The organism is Brevibacillus choshinensis (assembly GCF_016811915.1).
Lineage (GTDB): Bacteria > Bacillota > Bacilli > Brevibacillales > Brevibacillaceae > Brevibacillus > Brevibacillus choshinensis_A.
Genome location: NZ_CP069127.1, coordinates 4,017,087 through 4,038,702, shown reverse-complemented (window position 1 = coordinate 4,038,702; position 21,616 = coordinate 4,017,087). Strand labels below are relative to the sequence as shown.

Sequence of the window (21,616 nt, the reverse complement as noted above, 5' to 3'; positions counted from 1 at the left end):
TGTTCCTTCACGATCAATTTACAAAATGTTTAAACGAAAACAATTGTATGCCTATTTTCCTTGCACATATAATCTAGGTAACAACAGTCAACAAACAACAAGAATTATCAAGTCCACAGATGTCAGGAAAGAAAAAAACACATTTCTTTGGGAGGCGCTCATCTTGAAACAAATCGAATTGTTGAAAAGACGTACGTTTTTCGCAGGTGCATCCATGGTTCTCTTGGCAGCTGCCGTCATGACAGGTTGTTCGACCAATACAACAGGATCGGGCAGCACGAATCAGCAACCAGCAGGCGGGCAGCAAGAAGCAGCCCCGACTCAGCAGCTGACACTGGCGGACATTGAAAAGAAGGCAAAGGAAGAAGGAACCGTCGTAAGCGTGGGAATGCCGGACTCTTGGGCGAACTGGGTTGGCACCTGGAAGGACTTGGAGAGCAAGTACGGCATGAAGCACACCGACACGGACATGAGCAGCTCCGAGGAAATCGCCAAATATGAAGCGGAAAAAAACAATCCGACAGCGGACATCGGCGACGTTGGGATCGCTTTTGGACCCGTAGCTGTGGACAAAGGAGTCACCCAGCCGTACAAAACCTCTTACTGGGACGAGATTCTCGAATGGGCGAAAGACAAGGATGGTCACTGGATCGTGGGCTATCAGGGGTCGATCGCCGTCATGACCAACAAAGAGTTGGTAAAAAACCCGCCAAAATCGTGGGATGACATCAAAAACGGCGATTACAAGGTAGCGATTGGCGACGTGACGAAAGCTGCCCAGTCTCAAATGTCCGTTCTGGCAGCCGCAATCGCTCACGGTGGGGATGAGACGAATATTCAGCCGGGGATCGACTTTTTTGCGGAATTGGCCAAACAAGGACGACTCTCTTTGGGTGAAATGAACGTGGCGACGCTTGAAAAAGGGGAAGTGACGGTAGCCTTGCTGTGGGACTTCAATGCCCTCTCCTACCGTGACCAGATTGATCCCTCCCGCTTTGAAGTGAGCATTCCGAACGGAGGCACCGTCGTGAGCGGCTATGCCACCATCATCAACAAATACGCGCCGCACCCACATGCTGCCATGCTGACCCGTGAGTATATTCTGAGCGATGCCGGTCAGATCAATCTTGCAAAAGGCTACGCGCGTCCGATCCGGGAAAGCGTGAAACTGCCGGACGAGGTCGCAAAGAAAATGATTCCGGCTGACCAGTACAAAGATGCCAAACCTGTCAAAGACCAAAAAGCGTGGGAAGAGACAGCCAAAAAATTGCCGCAGATGTGGGAAGAGCAAGTCTTGATCCACGCCAAATAACAGGGGGAACCAAAGATGAAGAGTAACAAGGTGATCGTGGTGGTAGTGGATGGGATGCAATATCAGGCGGCCATCACGCAAATGGGCTTCGTCAACCATCTCGTGGAAGTTGGCAAGGCAGCGCGATACCTGGTCAAATCCGAGCTGCCCAGCCTCTCCCGGCCGTTGTATGAAGTTCTGTTGACGGGAACCCCAAGCTCCGTAAACGGAATCACGTCCAATCACACCGTCCGGCTGTCAGGGCAGAAAAGCATCTTTCATTTGACGAAGGAGCATGGACGGATCAATGCGGCAGCTGCCTACTATTGGGTGAGCGAGCTGTACAACAGGGCTCCGTTTCACTACGTGGAAGACCGCTTCCAAAATGATGTGGAAAAACCGATTCAGCACGGACGATTTTACTTCGACGACAACTATCCCGATTCTCATCTGATCATCGATGGGGAGACGCTGCGGCGCGAATTCGACCCCGATTTTCTCTACATTCACTCCATGGGGGTGGACAATGCGGGGCATCTGTATGGCTCTGATTCCAAACAGTACAGAGGTTCAGTGATTGCGGTGGACACGATCTTGGCGCAGATGCTGCCGATTTGGATGGAGGAAGGCTACCAGATCATCGTGACGTCCGATCACGGCATGAATCCGGACGGAAACCATGGCGGCACGGGGGATGACGAGCGGAATGTTCCGATGTACGGGATCGGCTCTGCTTTTGCTCCTGGTGTGTATGAAGAGGCTGTCCCGCAGTTGGCCGTCGCTCCCTTGATCTGCCGTCTGCTGGGCATTCCCGCATCGGAAGCGATGATTCCGCACACGTTCCCCGGCGTGAAAATCTAAAGCGAGTGGGGGGATACGTTTGAAAAGCCGGAAAAGGCATCTTTGGCTACTGTTTTCCCTGCTGCCCTTTGCCCTTCTCGTCATTTGTTTTCAGATTCTACCGCTCTTCACCATGGTTGCGGAAAGCTTTCGGGGGGATGGGGGAGTCGGCTGGGGCCTGGATCAATACACCAAGGCGTTGACGAGCAAATACTACCTGATCGGTTTGAAAAACAGTTTGGTGATCTCGCTTTGCTCAAGCGCGGTAGGAATTGTGGTGGCGCTGTTCGCTGCCTATTCGATCACACGTTTTTCCAGGCGGGTGCGAGATTTTCTGCTGATGCTCTCCAACATGACCTCGAATTTCTCGGGGGTCCCGCTTGCATTCGCCTATATCATCATATTGGGCAGCAACGGACTATTCACTCTATTATTCAAACAATTAGGCTGGACGACCTTGGCATCGATCGATCTGTTCAGCTGGTTTGGCTTGGTGTGCGTATACGTCTACTTTCAAGTTCCGCTTGCCATTTTGCTTTTGTATCCGACCTATTACGGGATCTCCGAACAGTGGAGGGAGTCTGCAGCTCTCTTGGGCGCTTCCACGGCGCAGTTTTGGCGGTTTATCGGGCTTCCGGTGATCTTGCCGGGAGTGGTGGGAACATTCAGCATCTTGTTTGCCAATGCAATGGGTGCTTACGCGACAGCCTACGCCTTGGTGGGCAGCAACTACAATTTGATTGCCATCCGCATCGGCGCTTTGGTCGCGGGTGATGTAGCTGCCAGACCGGAACTGGCTGGAGCGCTAGCCGTCCTTTTGGCCATCACCATGGTGGGCGCAATGCTGATCAACGAGTGGATGATGCGCCGAGTGAGGAGGGAGCTGGGATGAAACCCAACAAGGCATTTCACGGCTCCGTAGCCACGCTTGTCATGTTCTATCTGTTCGTCCCACTCATCGCCACGTTCTTATATTCCATTGCGACAGACTGGTACCGGACGATCCTGCCGGAAGGGTATACGCTCGCGTGGTACCAGGAGCTGTTTACAGATCCGCGCTTCTTGCAAGCCTTGCAGCGCACGCTCGTAGTCTGCCTGATCGCGATCTTCATCAGCGTCGGCGTGATGGTCCCGACGATATTCATCGTCACGGTTTACTTCTCCAAGTGGGATCGCGTTCTTCAAGGATTGGTCATGCTGCCTTACGCCATTCCCGGCGTCGTGGCGGCCGTCGGTCTGATCAAGCTGTACTCTTCCGGTCCGATCGTATTGTCCGGAAGCATCTGGCTTTTGGTAGGCGCTTATTTTGTCATCGTTCTTCCGTACATGTACCAAGGAATCCGGAACAGCATGCGCACCATTGACGCCATCCGGCTGGTGGAAGCGGCAGAGCTATTAGGGGCTAGCAGGATGCAGGCTTTTTGGAAAGTGATTTTTCCCAATATCCTCACGGGAATCATTGTATCCACATTACTATCCTTTTCCACGCTGTTCGGAGAATTTGTTCTGGCTAATCTATTGGTGGGCGGGCACTACGAAACGATGCAAATTTACTTGATCCGCCGCATGGAAGAGAGCGGTCATCTCACAAGTGCGATAGTGGTCACCTATTTCATTCTGCTCTTCGTCCTGTCGGGAGTCGTGATGAGATTGGGGAAATCGTCCAAGGAGGGAAGCAGATGAGCTATGTCCACATTGACAAACTGACCAAACGATACAAGGATGCCACAGTGTTGAACCAGGTTTCCCTCTCGATCGAAAAGGGCGAATTGATCACGCTGCTCGGTCCGAGCGGTTGTGGGAAAAGCACATTGCTGCGCTGCATCGCCGGTTTGACTGAAGCGGAGGATGGGAAAATCATCGTGGGAGAGACGGACATCACAACGCTTGCCCCCAAAGACAGAGGAGTGGGCATGGTGTTTCAATCCTACGCGCTGTTTCCCAATATGAACGTGTTTGACAACGTATCTTTTGGCTTGAAAATGCATGGCCTGCGAAAGGAACAATACCAGTCCCAGGTCGAGCGGATGATCAGACTCGTGGATCTGAAAGGCAGGGAGGCTTCCTTCCCCCACCAGCTCTCCGGCGGGCAGCAGCAGCGGGTGGCGTTGGCGCGTTCGCTCGTGGTGGAACCGAAAATCCTGCTGCTGGATGAGCCTCTGAGTGCCTTGGATGCGAAGATTCGCAAAAACCTGCAGACGGAAATCAGGAGAATCCAGCAGGAGCTTTCCATTACGACCGTGTTTGTCACGCACGACCAGGAAGAGGCTTTGACCGTTTCCGACCGGATCTTTGTCATGGATCACGGGAACATCGTCCAGACCGGCTCCCCGGAAGAAATCTATTCCCGCCCTGCGAGTGAATTTGTCGCGCGCTTTATCGGGAACTACAATGTGCTGAGTCATACGCAGCTAGACCAGCTGATAGGGGATGGCTCATTGTCCGGAACTTCTGTTGCGATTCGGCCGGAAGTGATTACCCTGACGCCTATGGGGGCAAGCCTCACTCCGGGATCGGAGCGGGGATGGCGGGTGGAAGGTGTCGTCCGCAATTTGACGATGAAAGGAAATGTAGTGCGGTACGAGGTCGAAGCGAAAAATCAATACCTGCAAGTGGATGCGCTCAATACGTCAGGCAATCAATGGATTCGTTCGGGGACCTCTGTGAACATGTGGATCCCGGCAGACGAGTGCATCCCGTTACAATAAGGGAGCGTAGTCCATGTCCATCTTAGCGGAAGAAAGAAAAAAAGCAATCATTGAGGAATTGAATTTGTACGGAAAGGTAAATGTCCTCTCGCTGGCAGAAAGGCTGGAAGTATCAAGCGAGACGATCCGCCGTGACTTGGATGCGCTGGAGCAGTTAGGGAAGCTCAAGCGTGTGTACGGAGGAGCCGTCAAGCAGAATTACACAGAAGGGGAGCCGCCTTATCACCAGCGGCAGGACATCAATCTGTCGGCGAAGCGGGCGATTGGTCAGCGGGCAGCCGAGCTTTTATCCGATGGGGACACCGTCGTGATCGATACGGGAACGACCATGCTGGAATTTGCCCGAGCCATCCAGGGAAGGAGGCGGCTGACGGTCCTGACGAATTCGCTACCGGTTGCTTCTCTTTTGGCTGACTCCTTGAACCAGCAATTATTTACGGGAAAAGTGATTCTGCTGGGCGGGGAAATCAACACGGAGCAGCAGTCCATCAGCGGCCCCCTGTGCGAAAAAATGCTGGAGACATTTCATGTGGATAAAGCGTTCATCTCTGTTGGCGGGATCTCGCTGTCTACGGGCATCAGCGATTACGATATCAATGAGTCGATGATGTCTATTGTGATGGCGCGAGTGTCCAAGTCCGTCTTTGTTCTAGCCGATCAAAGCAAAATCGGCGTGCAAGCGTTTTGCAAGATAACGTCTCTGGATTCTGTCGATGTCGTTATCTCGGACCACGATAGCCCCGCGTCCTGGGAAAATGAGCTGGGGATCAAAGGGGTAACATGGATGACGGTGGATACTGGGGAGGGACGATGATGAAAGTCGATTATCACGTTCATTTGGAGGAAGGGCCGTATTCATTGGGCTGGTGGACACGCACGGCAGAGGCGCTGCTTTCTGTCCACAGACTCGATCAACAGAGGCACACGCGGGAGTGGATGGAAGAGCTGTCCGAATTCATGGCCATGCGAATCCGTCAGGGAGCTTACTCACCGGAGTGGTTGAATCTCTATCGCTTGCGGGCCAGGGAGCTGGGGCTCCAGGAAGTGGGGATCGTCGACCATCTCTACCGATTCCGGGAGTTCAAACCGTATTTCGAGGAGCACATGCATCTGGGGGATGATGAGCTTGGGCGGCTACAGCGTATCTGGCTCGACCAAGTGTGCACGACTTCCATGGAGGAATTCGTTGCTTTCATTCAATCGCAGCAGCCTGTCTGGGAAGCGGATGGGATTTCTTTGCGGCTGGGGCTTGAGGCTGATTATTTTGTAGGTGGAGAAACCGTGCTTGCTCCGATGATCAGGCACTATCCGTGGGACCACGTCATCGGTTCCGTCCATTTTGCCGGAGGCTGGGGATTTGACAATCCGGAAACGCAAGAGCTCTTTGAACAAAGAGACTTGCTGGCACTCTATCGGGAGACATTTTCTGTAGTGGAGAGAGCCATCGAGAGCGGGCTTTTCGACATCGTCGCGCATCTGGACAATCTCAAGGTGTTCGGTCACCGACCTCCTGAAGAAGAGCTGATCCCTCTCTACCAGAAGATCGCGGGGCTGCTGCGCAAGCACGATACCGCGACAGAGATCAACACCGGGCTGTTCTATCGCTATCCCGTAAAGGAAATGTGCCCCAGCCTCAGCTTTTTGCAAATCCTGTGTGAGCATGGTGTACCGATTACGACTTCCTCCGACTCCCACTTTCCCGACCACTTGGGCAGCTATTTGGACGAGGCACGGAACAACTTGAGATACGCAGGGTATCAGGAAATAGCGACTTTTGAACGGCGCAAACGCAAAACGGTTTCGCTGACATGAAACTGATCCATCAGTAGTAACACCCCATACGCTCGTTACCGGTCAGCCGGCGTTCATCTGTAACGCCGGCTTTTTATGCGATACGAATCGGGGTTCTCGTGTAGGATTACCAGCCGGATTTCATTAAAGTGACAATCACATAGCCGATCCCAATGGTGGATGAAATAGAGGTCATCACCATCGATGCTTTTTGTCTAAATCCATTCTGCATTAGCTGATAAACCGACCAGAGGACAGTTATAAGGGTTAACACGATCATCACTCGCTGGAATGTTTGCATCGCTTCCGGCCCCATACTCATTAACTCGCCAGCCGTTCCACCGAGCATGATAAAAACAAGGCCATGAAGCCAATGTTGGGTAGCCAAAAAAGTAATGATTACAGGTAAAAAGGGTAATATTTTTTTTGAATTGCCCAACTTCGACGCTTCTTGATTATTTTTTCCCTTCGCACAGCAAAACTTCATCACCATTTCCTCCTTCACATTTTCGAAAGTAGCTTTCCTAAGCCACAAAAATTCAGAATGATGAATTCAATATGAACGCAAGATGAACGGCTCATCGAACAATGAACCGTGCACAAACGTCTGACGATGATGGTCGTTGCCCAATAGGCCCGTCGCCTCCGAGCTGTTCATTTTGAGTTCACAAAGGTGTTATACAGTGTCGCTATGCCGGTAAATAGGATTTCACAGGAGTAATCGGTTTCTGAAAAAGAATTCATGATTTCCATAATGACTAGGCGGGAAATCCAGTGAATGAACGAGAAGTATTACCACTTGCACCCGGAACAGATGACTTTGACTCTGATTTTCGCATCGTCTCTATCCGGGGAGATGGTTATCGTCTGGAGGTGTATTCGGATTAAATCGCTGTATACCCGCGTCGTATTGGTCTTTATCTGCATTGTGATGTTGAGCTTGTTCGCGGCTTTTATTTTCAGTACCTGGATGTTTGAAGGGCGGACTCATCATTTTATAGAAGAGACGTTAGTGAAAGACGCCAATACCATCATCGAAGCTTATCAATCGAACCCTTCTGCCGAGTTGGGATCGTTCGTGCAGAGTTTCTCTGGTCTTTCTCTGTACAGCATCCAACTGTACAACAAGGAGGGGGCGCCGCTGCTAGAAGATAAAGAGCCCATGCATGTGCAGCAGAGTCATATTAAGCAGGTGCTTGGCGGCAGCATTGCGCGCACTCTCGATACGGAAACACATGGTCTTCCAATGGTAGGAGTTCCATTTACGGTGAAAGGTGATCCCTACGCATTATTTCTCACACTGGATAAGAATACGGTGGAGGAAGAGCAAGAAAATATGCCTTGGATTCACGCTCTATATATTCTAGTTCTGTTTATTGGCAGCTTTCTAATTCTGATTGCCGCCCGCTATGTAGTGAATCCGATCACGCGGTTAACGGAAGCGACGAAGAAGATGGCAAAAGGGACCTTTGATTTTACGACCCTTCCTACGAATCGTAGGGACGAGATTGGTCAATTAAGTGTGAGCTTTCATGATATGGCAAAAGAGCTTGCGAAGCTGGATCAAATGCGGCAAGATTTTGTATCCAGTGTCTCTCATGAGATTCAATCACCTTTAACCTCCATTTCCGGGTTTTCGAAGGCTTTAAAGCAGAAGCAAATGAGCGACGAGAGCCGTCTGCGTTATTTGACGATTATCGAGGAGGAGAGCGAGAGGTTGTCTCGCTTGGGGCAAAATTTGCTTCAGCTCTCTTATTTGCAGCAGGAGAAGCATCCATTAAAGGCTGCTGCATACCGATTGGATGAGCAACTGCGGAGGGTTGTCATTACTTTAGAGCCCCTTTGGACTGTAAAAGAAATCAACATGGATGTTGATCTCGAGGCGATAACCGTTCATGCAGACAAAGATCAACTGGATCAGGTATGGATCAACTTGCTCAGCAATGCAATCAAATTCACTGCGCCTCACGGTACGATACGCATCCAATCGATAGGGAAAGCGCATCAAAATATCGTTTCGATAACAGACAGCGGGATCGGGATCCCTGAAGAAGAACTCGTCCATATTTTTAAACCTTTTCATAAAGTGGACAAAGCCCGTAGCAGTTCTGTAAAGGGAAATGGGCTTGGCTTATCCATCGTCAAGCAAATCGTCGAAATGCACAACGGAGAAATTCAGGTGTCTAGCAGCCTTGGCAGCGGAACAACTTTTACAGTCACACTACCGCGTGAAAACTAGCAAAGCAAAACACAATGCTATGAATGATCGATATCGCCCCGCGTGGGCGGTATTTTTTTGATCATTCCTGTCCGTTCATATTGAGTTCATACTGCCGGTTTATCGTAATCCCAGGGCCTCTCGGGGGGCGGGCAGTGCAAAAATACTCAGAGGTTCGTAGGTAATTTTTCGGTAAGAGGTAAATGAGGAAATGATCAAAAAATTGATCAGAGGAGAATCAAAGATGAAGAAATTCGTTCGCATCGTTATCTATGCCATGACGTTCGTTATCCTTTTCGGAGGGGTCGGTGCGTTTGGCTATATTCGCTCCAATCAAGGATATTGGATCCCCACTCGGCAGACACCGTTGCCTGCTTTGCAAGTCGTGAGCGTCCCTGAACATCAACCGGAAAAACCTACAGTAGCTGTCATGTTATCCAATCCGACGACAGAAGTGTTTGATTTTATGGTTCCATATGAAATGTTCGCCATGACGGGGGCTTACAACGTCTATGCAGTCGCCCCGGACAAAAATGTGAAGACTCTCTCTGGCGGTTTGGATCTGATGCCGCACTATTCTTTTGATGAACTCGATCGATTGTTAGGTAAAAGTCCCGATCTTATTGTGATCCCGGCCATGCCTAGGGTTGACGAAGCCAAATATAAACCTGTACGGGAATGGATACGAAAACATGCGGATACGAAGCTGCTAAGCATTTGCGCTGGAGGGGTGAATCTCGCAGACACAGGTCTATTAAAAGGGAAAGAAGCGACTACAGACTGGAAAAGCTTTGATTATCATGAAATCAATAACGATCCTGAAACGAAATGGAGAAGGGATCTGCGTTACGTTGCAGACGGGAACATCGTCTCTTCCGCAGCTCTCACTTCAGGTATCGATGCTGTCCTCTACGTGATCTCGCAGCAAGTAGGCGAGCCGATGGCGGAGAAAATAGCGAAAGAGATGAATTACCCTTTTTATCAATTCGTAAAAAACCCGAAGGTAGATTCTTATCATCTTGATCATACCGAAGTGATCTTTGTGCTCAACCAAGCATTCCAATGGGACAAAAAAAACGCAGGGGTGTTGCTGTACAACGGGATGGATGACGGAGCACTTGCGACGATTTTTGATACGTATGCTGCCTCGGGAACAGCAAAGGTGCACACCATCTCAGACGCCAAGCAGCCTATTGTCACGAAGTATCACCTCAACTTGGTCTCCCGATATCAAATGTCGAATGCGCCGATGCTGGATCGCATGTTCGTTCCAGGAGTAGAGGCGGAGACTATAGCTGCGGATGAGGTCAAGCAGTGGAACGAAAAGGGGAACAACGTAGTGCCAGAGTTCATTCACAGCGGCTCCGCGAACCGATTTATCTTTGATGCTCCGCTTGAAGATTTAGCGAAGCAGGAGGACGTCCTAACTGCTAAATATGGTGCCAAGCGATTGGAATACCGTGCCACCACGCTGCACTTCGAAGGCAGTCCGTTTTCCTATGAGGCTTTCGGTGTACCCGTTTTGCTTGGGGGAGCAGCATGGCTGGCTGCATTCTTTCTGGATAGGCAATACATTCGAAAAGGGAAAAGAGGGCGTCATCAATCAATGTGAGTAAAATGGTAACTGCCGGAAGTGGCACTGAGCTTAAGGGGAAGTTTGGCTGAGCCAGAAGGACGATCATGTGAAAAAAAATGTATCGCTGTGTAAGTAATGGCATATTGTATTTTCGTAGCCATCCTTTACCAATAATTAGGGGAACAAGATGTGGGCCGCCAGGTCGCCAATCCGAAGCGGCCCCACATCCAACAGAGAATCAAGTGCCCTTGGGTAACGTGGGTCGCCAAACCCGTTACCCATTACCTATTTATGTTTGAGGTGAGGGTGAAATGTCAGTAAATTATTACCAAGTGGAGGTCGTAAGCATTTGACCGGAAGCATTTATTTATCTGGGAGCTTACGAACCATTTTCCAGCCATCTGCAGATAAATGGAAAAGGTATCTGAATATCTCGCCGTCGGAATTTTCGACCACAACCAATAAACCATCTGGTCTAGGCAGTATTTGAAGGATTTCGCTATGACGGACAAGGCTGTTGACTATAGGGGTTACTATCGGCACTAGCATGTTTTCCAGCCATATTCTCTCTCGATACCAAAGCGGGGCAGGTATGGGCCGGGGATATCCAGAGAGAGGCACTCCGAGTTCAGCTGCCATTTGCTCGGGATTGCATGGGAGCTTTCGTCGTGCACCGATGGCTGCAATGAAGCGAAGGCAAAATTCTACAGTACGGATTACTTCACCGTAATTCAAAGTGCCGTTTGCATAACGAATTTCCACTGTTCGGTTATCGTACCATGCAGCAAGGTTGATGCCACATCGATGGGATTGAGGGCGTCCTGTATGTCGAAGCGCCGCATCCCCAGGGGCGGAAATAAACCGATCCCGCATTTCCCTGGTGACAGGGGGGCAGTATACGAGCCGATCTTCACTGGTGTTGAATAAGTTTTTGACTGATTCTTGATGTTGCAAGGCAGCCTCGATAAAATCGGGAATGGCTTCTTCTCCCCAAGGCTCCAAACTAACATGGATGTGAAGTCCGCAATTCCAGTTCACCCTAGCTCCTGTCGCATGGAGCCTTAGGAGCATCTCGCGGATTTGTTCGCGATCTTTCCAGAGAATGGGGGGCGTTTGAAGTTCGCTGCCGGACTCTTCGCCGGTATCATCAATTTGCCGTTCATCCAACGCCATAGTCCAGCCTGGCAAGAGTTCAACAACCTCGGGTTTACCTCCAACAAATTCAATTTCTACGCCAAAATGAAGGGCTTTCCAGTTCATAGCAAAGGGCTTCATGGTTCGCCTTCCTCCCAGGTTTGATTGTTAGCCTAAAAAATTCTAACTAGGGGAGGGGGCGGCGGAGCACGGGATTAACGAGGGACTTTTTTTCTTGGCAAGGGAAACGCCTCCCGAACAGTCTTTGTCATAAAAAAGGCCCTTTCCGGGCACCAAACTTCAAAAATTGTGATGTTGATTCTGATGCATTTGACTGAGCTGATGATGGGCAATCGCGTCATCGATGGAATGGTTTACGGCATGCTCATCTTTTCTTGTCAGGCTGTTTGTTCCAGCCAAGAAGAATCCCGCACCGATTACGGCTACCAAGGCACCAAGGAAATATAACAACGGTTACACCACCTTTCGGAATGCTTACCATAATTATAACAGTTTTTACCAGTAAAAGCATACCAAATGACGAAAATGGACGTAACTCACCATCCATACAAAAAAAGGCTGCCGTTGTTACTTGTGGCAGCACTCCTTTATCCGGTTACTTCGATGCTTTTTATATCCTGTAATGCCAAGTTCAACAGTTGCTTGCTATCATCGTGATAAACAAGGATTGTCACTTTCTCCACCTTCAATATTCGTCCTAGAATAACGTCGGATGAGTTTCTAAATTGAATTTTTAATAATGTATTCTCTTGAATCCATTTCTCTAGACGCTGACGAGTCATGAAGCATTCTCCTTTGGTAGCTGGCTGGCTTGTGTTACCACGAGGCCCCTTTAGCTTTGCGTCTCATACTTTCGCATGATTTGCCTTTATCTGGATTGGAAAAAAGGTATTGATGAAATTATAACATCAATAGGCATTTGGAAATAGGTCTTTGGTTTTGAAAACCCTCCCCTTTTTTCGACGAATGAGCGCACCAGCTAGGTAAATAATAAGACAGCAAAGCGGGGACGAGTTGCCCGGCCATAGGTTTCTGCCTTTCTGAGAAAAAACAAAAAAGCCGGCCCCTCGCTTGAGGACGCGGCTTTCCCATACCCTATCATTATCCGATGAATTCTTGCACCCAGTATCCATTCACAAAGCCTACTCCGATTTTGGTGAAGGAAGGATTCATGATGTTTTGGCGGTGACCTTCACTGTTCATCCACTGAGTCATGACTTCATCAGCCGTGCGTTGACCCATAGCAATGTTCTCACCTGCGGTCATAAACGACACCCCGAACTGTTTCATCATGTCAAAGGGAGAACCATACGTAGGGCTTGTATGGTCGAAGTAATGGTTGTTGGACATGTCAGCTGCCTTCGCTTGAGCGACCTTGTTCAAGGAAGCGTCCAGTACTACCGGTTTCAGGCCTGCTTTTGCACGTTCCTGGTTTACCAGATCCGCCACTTGCTTCATAACAGAGGATGCATCCACTTGATGTTGCTTTGCAGGCTGCTGTTGAACGGGCTGTTGTACAGGCTGCTGTTGTACAGGCTGTTGCTTGTATTGCTGTTGAACCGGCTGTTGCATTACTGGTTGATATGCATATTGCGGTTGTACCATATATGGGAAGCCTTGGGCTTGTTGCTGTTGTTGCACTTGCTTGGTCGCCCCTGCATTCAATGGGCAAGGATAAGCAGCCGCGGCAGAAGCTGTGTTAGAAAAGCCGGAAAGAGCAAATCCCAATCCCAATGTCGCGATTGCAATCGTACCTAGGCGTTTCATATTCACATCGTCTCCTTTTTTTAGCCTACGAGGTTAGTTGACGGGTTCGGATTGAGGAAACAACCCTACGCACATTGGCGATTCACCCCATGCAGATCTCTCATCTGCAAGAAAAAAAGTTCCCCCGCACTTCCATTCGTGAGGAAGTTTCGGCTGTTTTGTTTGGCATGACCTAGAATAACAGACATTCGCGGTCAAATGAAAGGTATAAAATTTGGTAGGATTAATGGGATATTAGAGAAAGTGGCAGAAACAGCGACTTCTCTGGGAGCGGTGTCCGAATATCAAAAGGAACGGCGGGGATGGAGGCAACGACTTCTTTTTCAACGAACGGATTTGATCGGGTCATAAACGGATGCTGCGGCATTCGTTTTTGTTTGCAGAACTTCGCGAAATGATATTTCTATGAATCAGGCCATATAATGCACCGTGGCTAAAGAACGGAAACTTTTGTAAGCGGTGAACTGTATATAAATATGGAGAAAGATTACGAAGGGGAGAGAAGGGGAGGAAGTATGAAAGCGATTGTATACGAGCGGTACGGACCGCCGAATGTGCTGCAGCTGCGGGAGGTCGCCAAGCCCGTACCAAATGACGACGAAATCATGATTAAGGTCTATGCTACAACCGTTGCTGCTGGGGATTGCCGGTTACGCAAAGCAGATCCTTTCCTCGCGCGCCTATTCAACGGCCTTTGGAGACCAAAGCGTATCAGGATTCTCGGATTCGAACTGGCGGGCGTGGTCGAATCGGCGGGTAGCCGCGTTACACGGTTCAAGCCGGGAGATTCCGTATATGCTGCCTGCGGAATCAGCTTCGGCGCGTATGCGGAATACAAATGTCTGCCCGAGAATGGCGGTGTCGCACTCAAACCTGCAAACATGACGTTCGAGGAGGCAGCTGCGGTACCGGTAGGCGCCTATACGGCCCTGCAATTTCTCCGGAAGGCCAACATCCAAAGCGGCAGTCGGGTGCTCGTTTACGGAGCTTCTGGCAGCGTCGGGACATATGCCGTCCAGCTCTCCAAGTATTTCGGCGCGGAAGTAACCGGATTGTGCAGCACGTCTAATGTGGAATTGGTGAAATCGCTGGGAGCCGACCGAGTCATTGATTATACAAAAGAGAAGTTCGCAGAGGAAGGTCCGTCTTACGATATCATTTTTGATACGGTCGGGAAGAGTCCATTCCAAGCTTGCGTCAAGCGTCTGACACCGAATGGCTTCTATTTGCGTGCGTACCATGTGGACTTTCTGCCGATCATTGGCGGACTATGGGTCAATGCGACGAGCAGCAAGAAGGTAATCGGCGGATCGTCGAAGGAATCCGCAGAAGACTTAATGTATCTGAAGGAGCTGATCGAGGCAGGAAAGCTGCGTTCTGTAATCGATCGCCGCTTTCCGCTGGAGCAAGCACCGGAGGCTCACAGCTATGTGGATCTGGGACATAAGAAAGGTAACGTGGTACTAACCGTTCGGGGAGACTGAACATTCTGTTCGTTCCGAAGTGAAAAACAAGGTGGTTTTGCGCAGTATGGATGGCTATGATAAACTTGATTCCATTATTTGAGTGGAGCGATCGTTTGGGGCAGTGCCCATTATTCTTGCACAAAGTAGGGAAATGCGTAATGCGTAAGGAGCGGTAGATATGGCACGTGTTTTATTTATCAATAGTGGATCAGAAGGACATATCAATCCAACGATTGGAGTGGTGCAGGAGCTTATCTCTCGCGGAGAAGAGGTAGTGTACTTTACGGTAGAAGCTTTTCGAGAGCGTATGGAGAAGACGGGAGCTACTGTACGAACAATTGACGGTCAAAAATTTATAGAAGCGTTTATCTCGGGTGGAAGAAATTATTTGCTTGAAAGAGTCAACGGTCTTTTACATACGGCAGATATCGTCATCCCTAGCGTTCTTGAGCAGATCAAAGGAGAGCATTTTGATTACATCATCCACGATTCCATGTTTGGATGCGGACGGTTACTGGCGCAGATCCTAAAGCTTCCTGCAATGAATTCGTGTACTTCTTTTGCGCAGACAAAAGAATCATTCGAGAACATGCTGGAACAGCTTTCTGACAAAATACCTGTGGAAATCCTTACACCCATCCAAGAGGAATATCACCGCCTGACGAATAGGGTGAAGGAAAAATATGATGTGGAGATCCATTCTCCTTATGAGGTTTTTTGTAATCCTGCACCACTTACTATCGTTTATACAACCAAGGAGTTTCAACCTTTTGGAGAAGCATTCGACCAAACTTACAAATTTGTAGGTCCATCCATCTCTTCACGATACACGCAGGAAAACTTCGACCTCACTGAAATCGAGGGGAAAAGCCCCATTTACATTTCATTGGGTACGATCGTTAACCGATCGATCGATTTCTATAAGCTATGTATGACGGCACTTGGGAACACGGATCATACCATCGTCATGTCGATCGGGAGTAACGTTCAAACCTCTGATTTGGGGGAAATCCCCAAAAACTTCATTGTGAAAAGTTATGTTCCGCAACTTGAGGTCCTCAAATATGCGAAATTATTTATTACGCATGGTGGAATGAACAGCACCAATGAAGGTCTCTATCACGGGGTTCCGCTCATTGTAATCCCACAAAGCGCGGATCAGCCAATCATCGCCGGGCAAGTCGTCAATATCGGAGCAGGCATGAAGCTGCAAATGCAAAACTTGACTGCAAATCAACTGCGTGAATCCGTGGATCATGTGTTGAACGACCCAACTTTCAATCAGGCTGTGGCAAAAATAAAGGAATCCTTTCAACAGTCAGGTGGGTATCGCCAAGCTGTTGATGAGATATTCGAATGGAAAGATCAGTATCCTTTCTCAAAATAAATGTTGATTGAGCTCAGTCGTAGCAGCAGGATGGACACTGAAGCCTTCCTCGAACGAAGCGGCATTCCAGGTAATGATGGTCTTCCTGGCTGCCGCTAGTTTGTCATTTGTCAGCCATTGCCCTCATCATGTCCTCGTTTTCCTTTGCCGCTCTATTCGTAGCTTACCCTCATGATATCCAGGAAAGGGATCTTCCTTGTTGTTCCTTCGCTTTCAACGTGAACGAGTCTGGTGCGTGAGTCAAGGACCATGATCCGTCCACGAACCTTTTCAGTTTCACCCCAAACCGACAGAGCTCTTTCGTCGCCATCCTCCCTTGCTTCTTCAAGCTGGCTTCCCAAGTCCTCCAATTCAAATTCATCCCGTGTGGGTCTTTTTGGTACAGATGCTTTTACCATGTTGGTTCCCCCCAGCTTTCATCAACCTATTTGAAAGATTTTCAATTATGTAATAGCCGTTGCAGCTCCTTAACACCTTCGTCCTGAAAGAGAAGTGGAACGTTTGTTCTTATATTATATACGAACGAAATGCGAACGTGCAAATGCTATTCTTTTAAAAATGGGAGGATGGTACAATGTGGAAAACGCGAGAATACAAGCAAAACATGGGGGATTCATGATGAATGAACTTCAGTTGATCTGTGACTACAAGCACGTCGAAGAATACAGGGAGAGCTTCAATGAGCTTGCAAAGCGCATTTTCAAGCTTGATTTTACAGAATGGTATAGCAAAGGCTGCTGGAATGACAATTACATCTGTTATTCCTATTGGGACGGGGAACAGGTCATTGCTAATGTTTCTGTCAATAAAATGGTCGTGACGTCCAATGGCTCGGAATGTAAGGCGCTTCAATTGGGCACCGTGATGACCCATCCAGATTATCGTAATCAAGGGTTATCGGCGAAGCTGATGAACCATATCATTGATAAATATGAAAAGGACTACGATTATCTCTATTTGTTTGCTAACCATACTGTGCTCGATTTTTATCCCAAGTTTGGTTTTGAGAAGGTTCAGGAAAGCAGTTTCAGCTTGAGGGTGTCAGATATGAGAGAGCATGCGGCTTCGAAATCCGCCTTGCGCAAGCTGAATGTGAACAACCCAGATGATTTTGCATTGATGAAGGAATTTGCGTCGGAAAGAGTCCCTGTGTCGTCGAGACTGGGCGTGAAGGGTGACGAGCATCTACTCATGTTTTACTTTCTGCTAGTCTTTCACGATGTGATTTATTATGTCGAAGATGCGGATGCGATTGTCTTATTTGCACAAGAAGAGGATCAGCTGCATGTTTTCGATATCGTAAGCAAAAGAACAATGGATATGGAAGCCGTTGTCAATCATTTGCTGACTGATGAGATGGAGACGATTCATTTTCACTTTGTGCCTGATCGTGACAATCAGAACATGCGGACAGCGTTGATCACCGGGACGGATGATGTTTTATTCGTACGTCCATTTTTAAAAGGTGTAGAGAAGCATTTCTTATTTCCGTTAACGTCTCATGCGTAAAACTGCCAAAAGCTGAAATAACCGGAAAGACTCGGCATCGTTTTGGCGATACGAAGTCTTTCCGGTTTTTAGAATCAAGATAAGCCGAATGCCAGCGCCAGCAACGCTGCTGCAACACCGCCTGCGAGTGAGCCGGCGACATTGACGGCATCGTTGTTCCAGCCGGCGCGGCCGCGGATCCTTACAGCAGGACTGCCGCAGTGGCGGGATTGCTCGATTTCCCGACCGCAAGCGCCGCAACGGTACATTTCCTGCCAGGTCGCCCCGATCCACGAATCGGCCAGTGAGCTTAGAATGCCTGCCAGTCCGGCTATTCCGACCCAGGCAGCCAAACGAACGGCATCCAAAGCAGATTGCCCGGACAACGCAAGCAGCATCCACGCTATGGCTCCGATAAACAGGCCGCCAGACAGTGAAGCCCCCAAGCCGAGGCCAGTAATGCCCCCCGACGTGCCAGGAGGAACGCGTCGACCCGTTTTGATCGATATCGGAGGCGTCCTGCTCAAGCCGCCGATTTCTGTAGCCCAAGTATCTGCTGTCACCGCAGCCATAACGCCGAGGAAAGCGTACCACCAAAGCGGATGTGGAGACACCCCATTTGCCGTGCATAACAGCAGCCCCAGCCCTCCGTTAGCGAGGACCTGGCCGGCATCGCGCCTCCCGTCTTTCTCATAACCGCTCTCTGCATCTTCCTTCGCATGCTTTTTCCACTTGGACCATAGGGTTGACGATACGAAGAAAGCGATGAGGGAGCCGAACCAGATTGCGCTTCCGAGCGCGTACATCACCGTGCCCAGCATCACCGCCGCTAAAAATCCAGAACCGGACAGCGACCGTTTTGCATAAGCCGTCCCTGCAATCGCAGCGCTGCAGGCCAGACCTATTAACCACTCCACCGCTGTTTCCGCCCCCTTTGCATGGAAACTATTATACCTCAACGCAGCAAGCATTCGAATATGAAAAGGCAATGATGAAGCGTCGTTGTGGAAGCGCATGGGCTTATGTATTTGACGCGAACTATGACCGCAATTCTTTCCTCATGTTGTACCATGTTGCTCCAGCATGTTCAGAACTTGAGACGCCATTATTGACATACCCATGTCTTTCGTAGAAGGGAACTAAGTTCTCTTTACAAGTAAGTGTGATGCTTTCACGCTTTTTCGCTCTTGCTTCCTTTTCTAGATGCGTAAGCAACCTTGATGCCACTCCACGATTTTGAAAATGTGGAGCAACTGCTAATCCTAAAATGCTTTGATGCCAGTCAGTCGCTGGATTTTCCTTTATAGCATGAAACAAATCATCCGTTATGAACGCTGTTTCAATCACTGGTCCATTCACGAAACCCGCAATTTCACCATCCTCTTCAGCTACATAAAAGCTATCCGGAATTAACTCGATGCGCTGTTCAATGGCTTCTACCGTTGCAGCCTCTTCTTTTGAAAAGCAAAGCTGTTCAATGGCTGCAAGTTTAGGCAAATCTTCTATCCTTGCATTTCGTATAATTAACATATATCTGACCTCCACATCGCGAAATGGGATGTATGTCCTTACATCTTCTTTCATGATAGCATGACATGTAGAGCGGCAGCCTAAGACTTATTATCAAGGTCTTAAACTACCGCTTTTTCTTTTATTGGAACATTCTAAAACATATGTGACCCAAGCTGCCGCGGCCTTTTTCGTTTGAACTTTCCTATCCGATCGTGATGGTTTTCCCATCAAACGTTGTCAGGGAGAAGCCGCTGAATTTTTCATGATAGGTGTTGCTGTAATCCTGCAAGATCCCAATGGCAACTGCTTCACCCAGCTTTAGCCCCTCGATTCCGTCTGATCGCCAGTGTACACCAGCCGTATCTCGGCCAAGGGCTATATTGGCAGCAAGTTTGTTCAATTCATTGCCGAGAGTCAAGGGGGCTCCCGAGTAAGGCAGCAAAGAGAGACCATCAGGACTGGCTTCGACAGGATTCGGAATCACGAACGATTCGTTGCTAAACGCCTTCAGCATCGTGATGCCAGCCCCGGCAATGCAAGCGTGGCCAGCTGGATAGGAAGGATGAGTAGGACAGCCTTCTGGATAGGCCATGGGGAGAAGGTAGCTTCCAAACCTGCTGAAGACCTCGGAAACTGCTTGCGACTGAAGCAGCTCCGAATGGATCGGGTAACGGGCAGCTCCCGTCAACTGGTTGTGGACGCGCCCCCCGAACTCTTCCGGCCTGACCCGGCGATGGATCAGCCATTTCTGGAACCAGGAGGCCTCGAGGGCGGACCGTGCCGACCGTACCACAAAGTCCAAAAGATGCGGTCCTCCAAACGTAACCGACCTGTGTCGCAGAATGCAGATAAGGGTTGGCTGCATCCAGTGCGCCCTGTCCGAACCCAAGAAGAATGAGACAACCAGCTAAAAAGCTTTGGAAGGTGAAGTCGCGGTGAACCCATTCACTCAGATCTCGACCATTGCGGATATAGCGGGGCGTTGGGTCGTATTCATTTTGCGAAGCAGGAGCCCCTCCGTTTTGGATGTCCAGCCAGTCCTGATAAGTGGTCATGTGGTCATCGCCCGCCACCGTTGTCCGATATTTTTGGACGATCGCTGTTCCTCCGTAAGGGATGTCTTTCCACAGGAATTGCGAGATATACGGCCCTACAAGGTCTCCAGGAGTACTCCCCCGGAACAAGGTCGAGGTGGTTACCTTTCCACTGTCTTTTGGACCGCGAAAATCCGTGAAGCTCGTTAAATCGGATGCAGCAGCCATCGTGAGCGGGTTCGTGCTGAATTCTGCAAAAGGGACATCGCGAGTCAATGCTTGCCAGTAAAGCTCTGCCATCTCGCTGGCCTGCCAGGCGCTGCTGAAGGCTGGAGGGGCAATCATGCCCAGATGATGGGAATCAGGACCAGCGAGATCGAATGCATACGCTCCCTGGGGATTCGTAAGCTTTGCCGCACCGCCTAAAGCGATTGATTCAAAGTCTACCGGATCACCAGACTCAAGCGCCTTGATCAAGGACTTATAGGCAGTTCGGTCAACTTCGCCGAGGGAATGATGAGGTAACCCTTTGGAATAGCTGCCGATTTTATTAGCATATTTCTCCTCGTCACCGTTGCAGGGATGAGGGGGGAGAGGACGATCCTCCTGAAACTCCGCAGCGTCTTCACGAATGGAAGCAGCTTGTTTGCGACGGCTCTTTGCGTTTACAGGACCGATTTCACACGATTTCAGTTCATCTTTTTTCATAAGCGGCATCTTCTCCTACGTATGGCAATGACCTCGATGTAGTATATTTTTTTTGCTTGCTTTGGTAATGGGTGCTCATCCTCATCAGCTTCCATTTGGTGAAAGGGAGTGTGTCAGTCCGTTACGTGCATGAATCCACTTGCTATACGAACGGGCAGTGAGGTCTGGATAGAGCAGCAAAAGCAGAAATGATAAAATTCGTTGCTTTTTGCATTTTAATAAGAGAGGATATCAGTAGAGCTGAATATAGCTGAAATGCGAGATGACCTGAAAACTCATGTTTTAAAAGGTGGATACATGAATCATGTTGCGTAATAATGTACTCGAACAACCTGGTGCGTTTCAGAATTTTTTTGAAAATCATCCGGACGGTATATGTGTAGTAGATGTCGATGGCCATCTCTTACATGTAAATGCTTCGGCATTGCGTATGTTTGGCTACACACGAGAAGAATTGCTACAAATAACATTGCCCCAACTGTTTGATTGGTCTGGTGGCTCTGGTGAAGCCCGATTGGAACTAGCCATTCCACATAAAAGGGGCTTCTTCGTTTATGTGAGAGTAACGTGTATACCACTTGTCAGTGGCGGGCAGGAACTAGGAAGGTTCATCACGTTTGAAGATATCAGCTAGCAACGGGAGCAAAGCGAGTCTTTATCCAATATTCAAGAAAT

The 21,616-nt window shown here is 49.2% G+C and carries 23 protein-coding genes and 2 riboswitches; of the genes, 14 read left to right on the top strand and 9 right to left on the bottom strand.

Annotated elements, in window-relative coordinates:
• The first annotated feature begins 214 nt into the window (after positions 1-214).
• The 7 genes from JNE38_RS20320 to JNE38_RS20290 are packed head-to-tail and all read left to right on the top strand — an operon-like array spanning position 215 to position 6,651.
• A complete protein-coding gene (locus JNE38_RS20320; RefSeq protein ID WP_203357663.1) occupies positions 215-1,312 on the top strand; it encodes an ABC transporter substrate-binding protein in 1,098 nt (365 codons plus the stop codon).
• Between the two features lie 15 nt (positions 1,313-1,327).
• A complete protein-coding gene (locus JNE38_RS20315) occupies positions 1,328-2,152 on the top strand; it encodes an alkaline phosphatase family protein (RefSeq protein WP_203352978.1) in 825 nt (274 codons plus the stop codon).
• A 19-nt stretch (positions 2,153-2,171) separates the two neighbouring features.
• Positions 2,172-3,023, top strand: a complete 852-nt coding sequence (locus tag JNE38_RS20310) for an ABC transporter permease (RefSeq protein ID WP_238933392.1) — start codon at positions 2,172-2,174, stop codon at positions 3,021-3,023.
• Positions 3,020-3,814, top strand: a complete 795-nt coding sequence (locus JNE38_RS20305; protein ID WP_203352977.1) for an ABC transporter permease — start codon at positions 3,020-3,022, stop codon at positions 3,812-3,814. The genes JNE38_RS20310 and JNE38_RS20305 overlap by 4 nt, the downstream gene beginning before the upstream one ends.
• Positions 3,811-4,839 carry an ABC transporter ATP-binding protein gene (locus tag JNE38_RS20300; protein ID WP_203352976.1) on the top strand — a complete coding sequence of 343 codons (1,029 nt, stop codon included), beginning with the start codon at positions 3,811-3,813 and terminating at the stop codon, positions 4,837-4,839. The genes JNE38_RS20305 and JNE38_RS20300 overlap by 4 nt, the downstream gene beginning before the upstream one ends.
• A 13-nt stretch (positions 4,840-4,852) precedes the next feature.
• Complete coding sequence (locus JNE38_RS20295) at positions 4,853-5,653, top strand: DeoR/GlpR family DNA-binding transcription regulator (protein WP_203352975.1); 801 nt, start codon at positions 4,853-4,855, stop codon at positions 5,651-5,653.
• The gene (locus JNE38_RS20290) at positions 5,653-6,651 is read left to right on the top strand and encodes a histidinol phosphate phosphatase domain-containing protein (protein ID WP_203357661.1); all 999 of its coding nucleotides are present in this window, start codon (positions 5,653-5,655) and stop codon (positions 6,649-6,651) included. Before JNE38_RS20295 ends, JNE38_RS20290 begins: the two co-directional genes overlap by 1 nt.
• A gap of 106 nt (positions 6,652-6,757) precedes the next feature.
• On the opposite strand, the gene JNE38_RS20285 is transcribed toward JNE38_RS20290, so the two are convergent.
• Entirely contained in the window at positions 6,758-7,117 is a 360-nt protein-coding gene (locus JNE38_RS20285; protein WP_203352974.1) for a hypothetical protein, read from the bottom strand.
• A gap of 291 nt (positions 7,118-7,408) precedes the next feature.
• Here JNE38_RS20285 and JNE38_RS20280 point away from each other — a divergent pair, with 291 nt between their 5' ends.
• Positions 7,409-8,869: a sensor histidine kinase gene (locus tag JNE38_RS20280; protein WP_238933390.1), complete on the top strand. Its 1,461-nt coding sequence runs from the start codon at positions 7,409-7,411 to the stop codon at positions 8,867-8,869.
• Positions 8,870-9,092: 223 nt separating this feature from the next.
• Positions 9,093-10,460 (top strand): DJ-1/PfpI family protein, encoded by a 1,368-nt coding sequence (locus tag JNE38_RS20275; RefSeq protein ID WP_203352973.1) that lies wholly within the window; start codon positions 9,093-9,095, stop codon positions 10,458-10,460.
• A gap of 327 nt (positions 10,461-10,787) precedes the next feature.
• Here JNE38_RS20275 and JNE38_RS20270 read toward each other — a convergent pair whose 3' ends face one another.
• Positions 10,788-11,699: an amidoligase family protein gene (locus tag JNE38_RS20270; protein WP_203352972.1), complete on the bottom strand. Its 912-nt coding sequence runs from the start codon at positions 11,697-11,699 to the stop codon at positions 10,788-10,790.
• Positions 11,700-11,882: 183 nt separating this feature from the next.
• Here JNE38_RS20270 and JNE38_RS20265 point away from each other — a divergent pair, with 183 nt between their 5' ends.
• Positions 11,883-12,026 (top strand): hypothetical protein, encoded by a 144-nt coding sequence (locus JNE38_RS20265; protein WP_203352971.1) that lies wholly within the window; start codon positions 11,883-11,885, stop codon positions 12,024-12,026.
• A 140-nt stretch (positions 12,027-12,166) separates the two neighbouring features.
• Here JNE38_RS20265 and JNE38_RS20260 read toward each other — a convergent pair whose 3' ends face one another.
• Both JNE38_RS20260 and JNE38_RS20255 read right to left on the bottom strand, forming a co-directional pair.
• Positions 12,167-12,361, bottom strand: coding sequence for a hypothetical protein (locus JNE38_RS20260; protein WP_203352970.1), 195 nt, complete (start codon positions 12,359-12,361; stop codon positions 12,167-12,169).
• 12 nt (positions 12,362-12,373) lie between these two features.
• A riboswitch (cyclic di-GMP riboswitch) is annotated at positions 12,374-12,456 on the bottom strand.
• A 224-nt stretch (positions 12,457-12,680) separates the two neighbouring features.
• Complete coding sequence (locus JNE38_RS20255; RefSeq protein WP_203352969.1) at positions 12,681-13,346, bottom strand: CAP domain-containing protein; 666 nt, start codon at positions 13,344-13,346, stop codon at positions 12,681-12,683.
• A gap of 7 nt (positions 13,347-13,353) precedes the next feature.
• Positions 13,354-13,511: riboswitch (cyclic di-AMP (ydaO/yuaA leader) on the bottom strand.
• 350 nt (positions 13,512-13,861) lie between these two features.
• Between JNE38_RS20255 and JNE38_RS20250 the strand changes: the two genes are divergently transcribed.
• Both JNE38_RS20250 and JNE38_RS20245 read left to right on the top strand, forming a co-directional pair.
• Positions 13,862-14,830: an NAD(P)-dependent alcohol dehydrogenase gene (locus JNE38_RS20250; protein WP_203352968.1), complete on the top strand. Its 969-nt coding sequence runs from the start codon at positions 13,862-13,864 to the stop codon at positions 14,828-14,830.
• Between the two features lie 160 nt (positions 14,831-14,990).
• A complete protein-coding gene (locus JNE38_RS20245; RefSeq protein ID WP_203352967.1) occupies positions 14,991-16,199 on the top strand; it encodes a macrolide family glycosyltransferase in 1,209 nt (402 codons plus the stop codon).
• 152 nt (positions 16,200-16,351) lie between these two features.
• Here the strand turns inward: JNE38_RS20245 and JNE38_RS20240 are convergent, their stop codons facing one another.
• Positions 16,352-16,597, bottom strand: a complete 246-nt coding sequence (locus JNE38_RS20240) for a YolD-like family protein (RefSeq protein WP_203352966.1) — start codon at positions 16,595-16,597, stop codon at positions 16,352-16,354.
• 220 nt (positions 16,598-16,817) lie between these two features.
• Here JNE38_RS20240 and JNE38_RS20235 point away from each other — a divergent pair, with 220 nt between their 5' ends.
• Complete coding sequence (locus tag JNE38_RS20235; protein WP_203357659.1) at positions 16,818-17,708, top strand: GNAT family N-acetyltransferase; 891 nt, start codon at positions 16,818-16,820, stop codon at positions 17,706-17,708.
• A 74-nt stretch (positions 17,709-17,782) separates the two neighbouring features.
• On the opposite strand, the gene JNE38_RS20230 is transcribed toward JNE38_RS20235, so the two are convergent.
• The 4 genes from JNE38_RS20230 to JNE38_RS20220 form a co-directional block, all read right to left on the bottom strand.
• A complete protein-coding gene (locus tag JNE38_RS20230; protein WP_203352965.1) occupies positions 17,783-18,604 on the bottom strand; it encodes a DUF92 domain-containing protein in 822 nt (273 codons plus the stop codon).
• Positions 18,605-18,725: 121 nt separating this feature from the next.
• Positions 18,726-19,217 (bottom strand): GNAT family N-acetyltransferase, encoded by a 492-nt coding sequence (locus JNE38_RS20225; RefSeq protein WP_203352964.1) that lies wholly within the window; start codon positions 19,215-19,217, stop codon positions 18,726-18,728.
• A 184-nt stretch (positions 19,218-19,401) separates the two neighbouring features.
• A complete protein-coding gene (locus JNE38_RS30745) occupies positions 19,402-19,791 on the bottom strand; it encodes a vanadium-dependent haloperoxidase (protein ID WP_238933389.1) in 390 nt (129 codons plus the stop codon).
• Positions 19,697-20,941: a hypothetical protein gene (locus tag JNE38_RS20220; protein WP_238933388.1), complete on the bottom strand. Its 1,245-nt coding sequence runs from the start codon at positions 20,939-20,941 to the stop codon at positions 19,697-19,699. Before JNE38_RS20220 ends, JNE38_RS30745 begins: the two co-directional genes overlap by 95 nt.
• A 304-nt stretch (positions 20,942-21,245) precedes the next feature.
• Between JNE38_RS20220 and JNE38_RS20215 the strand changes: the two genes are divergently transcribed.
• Positions 21,246-21,575, top strand: a complete 330-nt coding sequence (locus tag JNE38_RS20215; RefSeq protein WP_203352963.1) for a PAS domain S-box protein — start codon at positions 21,246-21,248, stop codon at positions 21,573-21,575.
• The last annotated feature ends 41 nt before the right edge of the window (positions 21,576-21,616 follow it).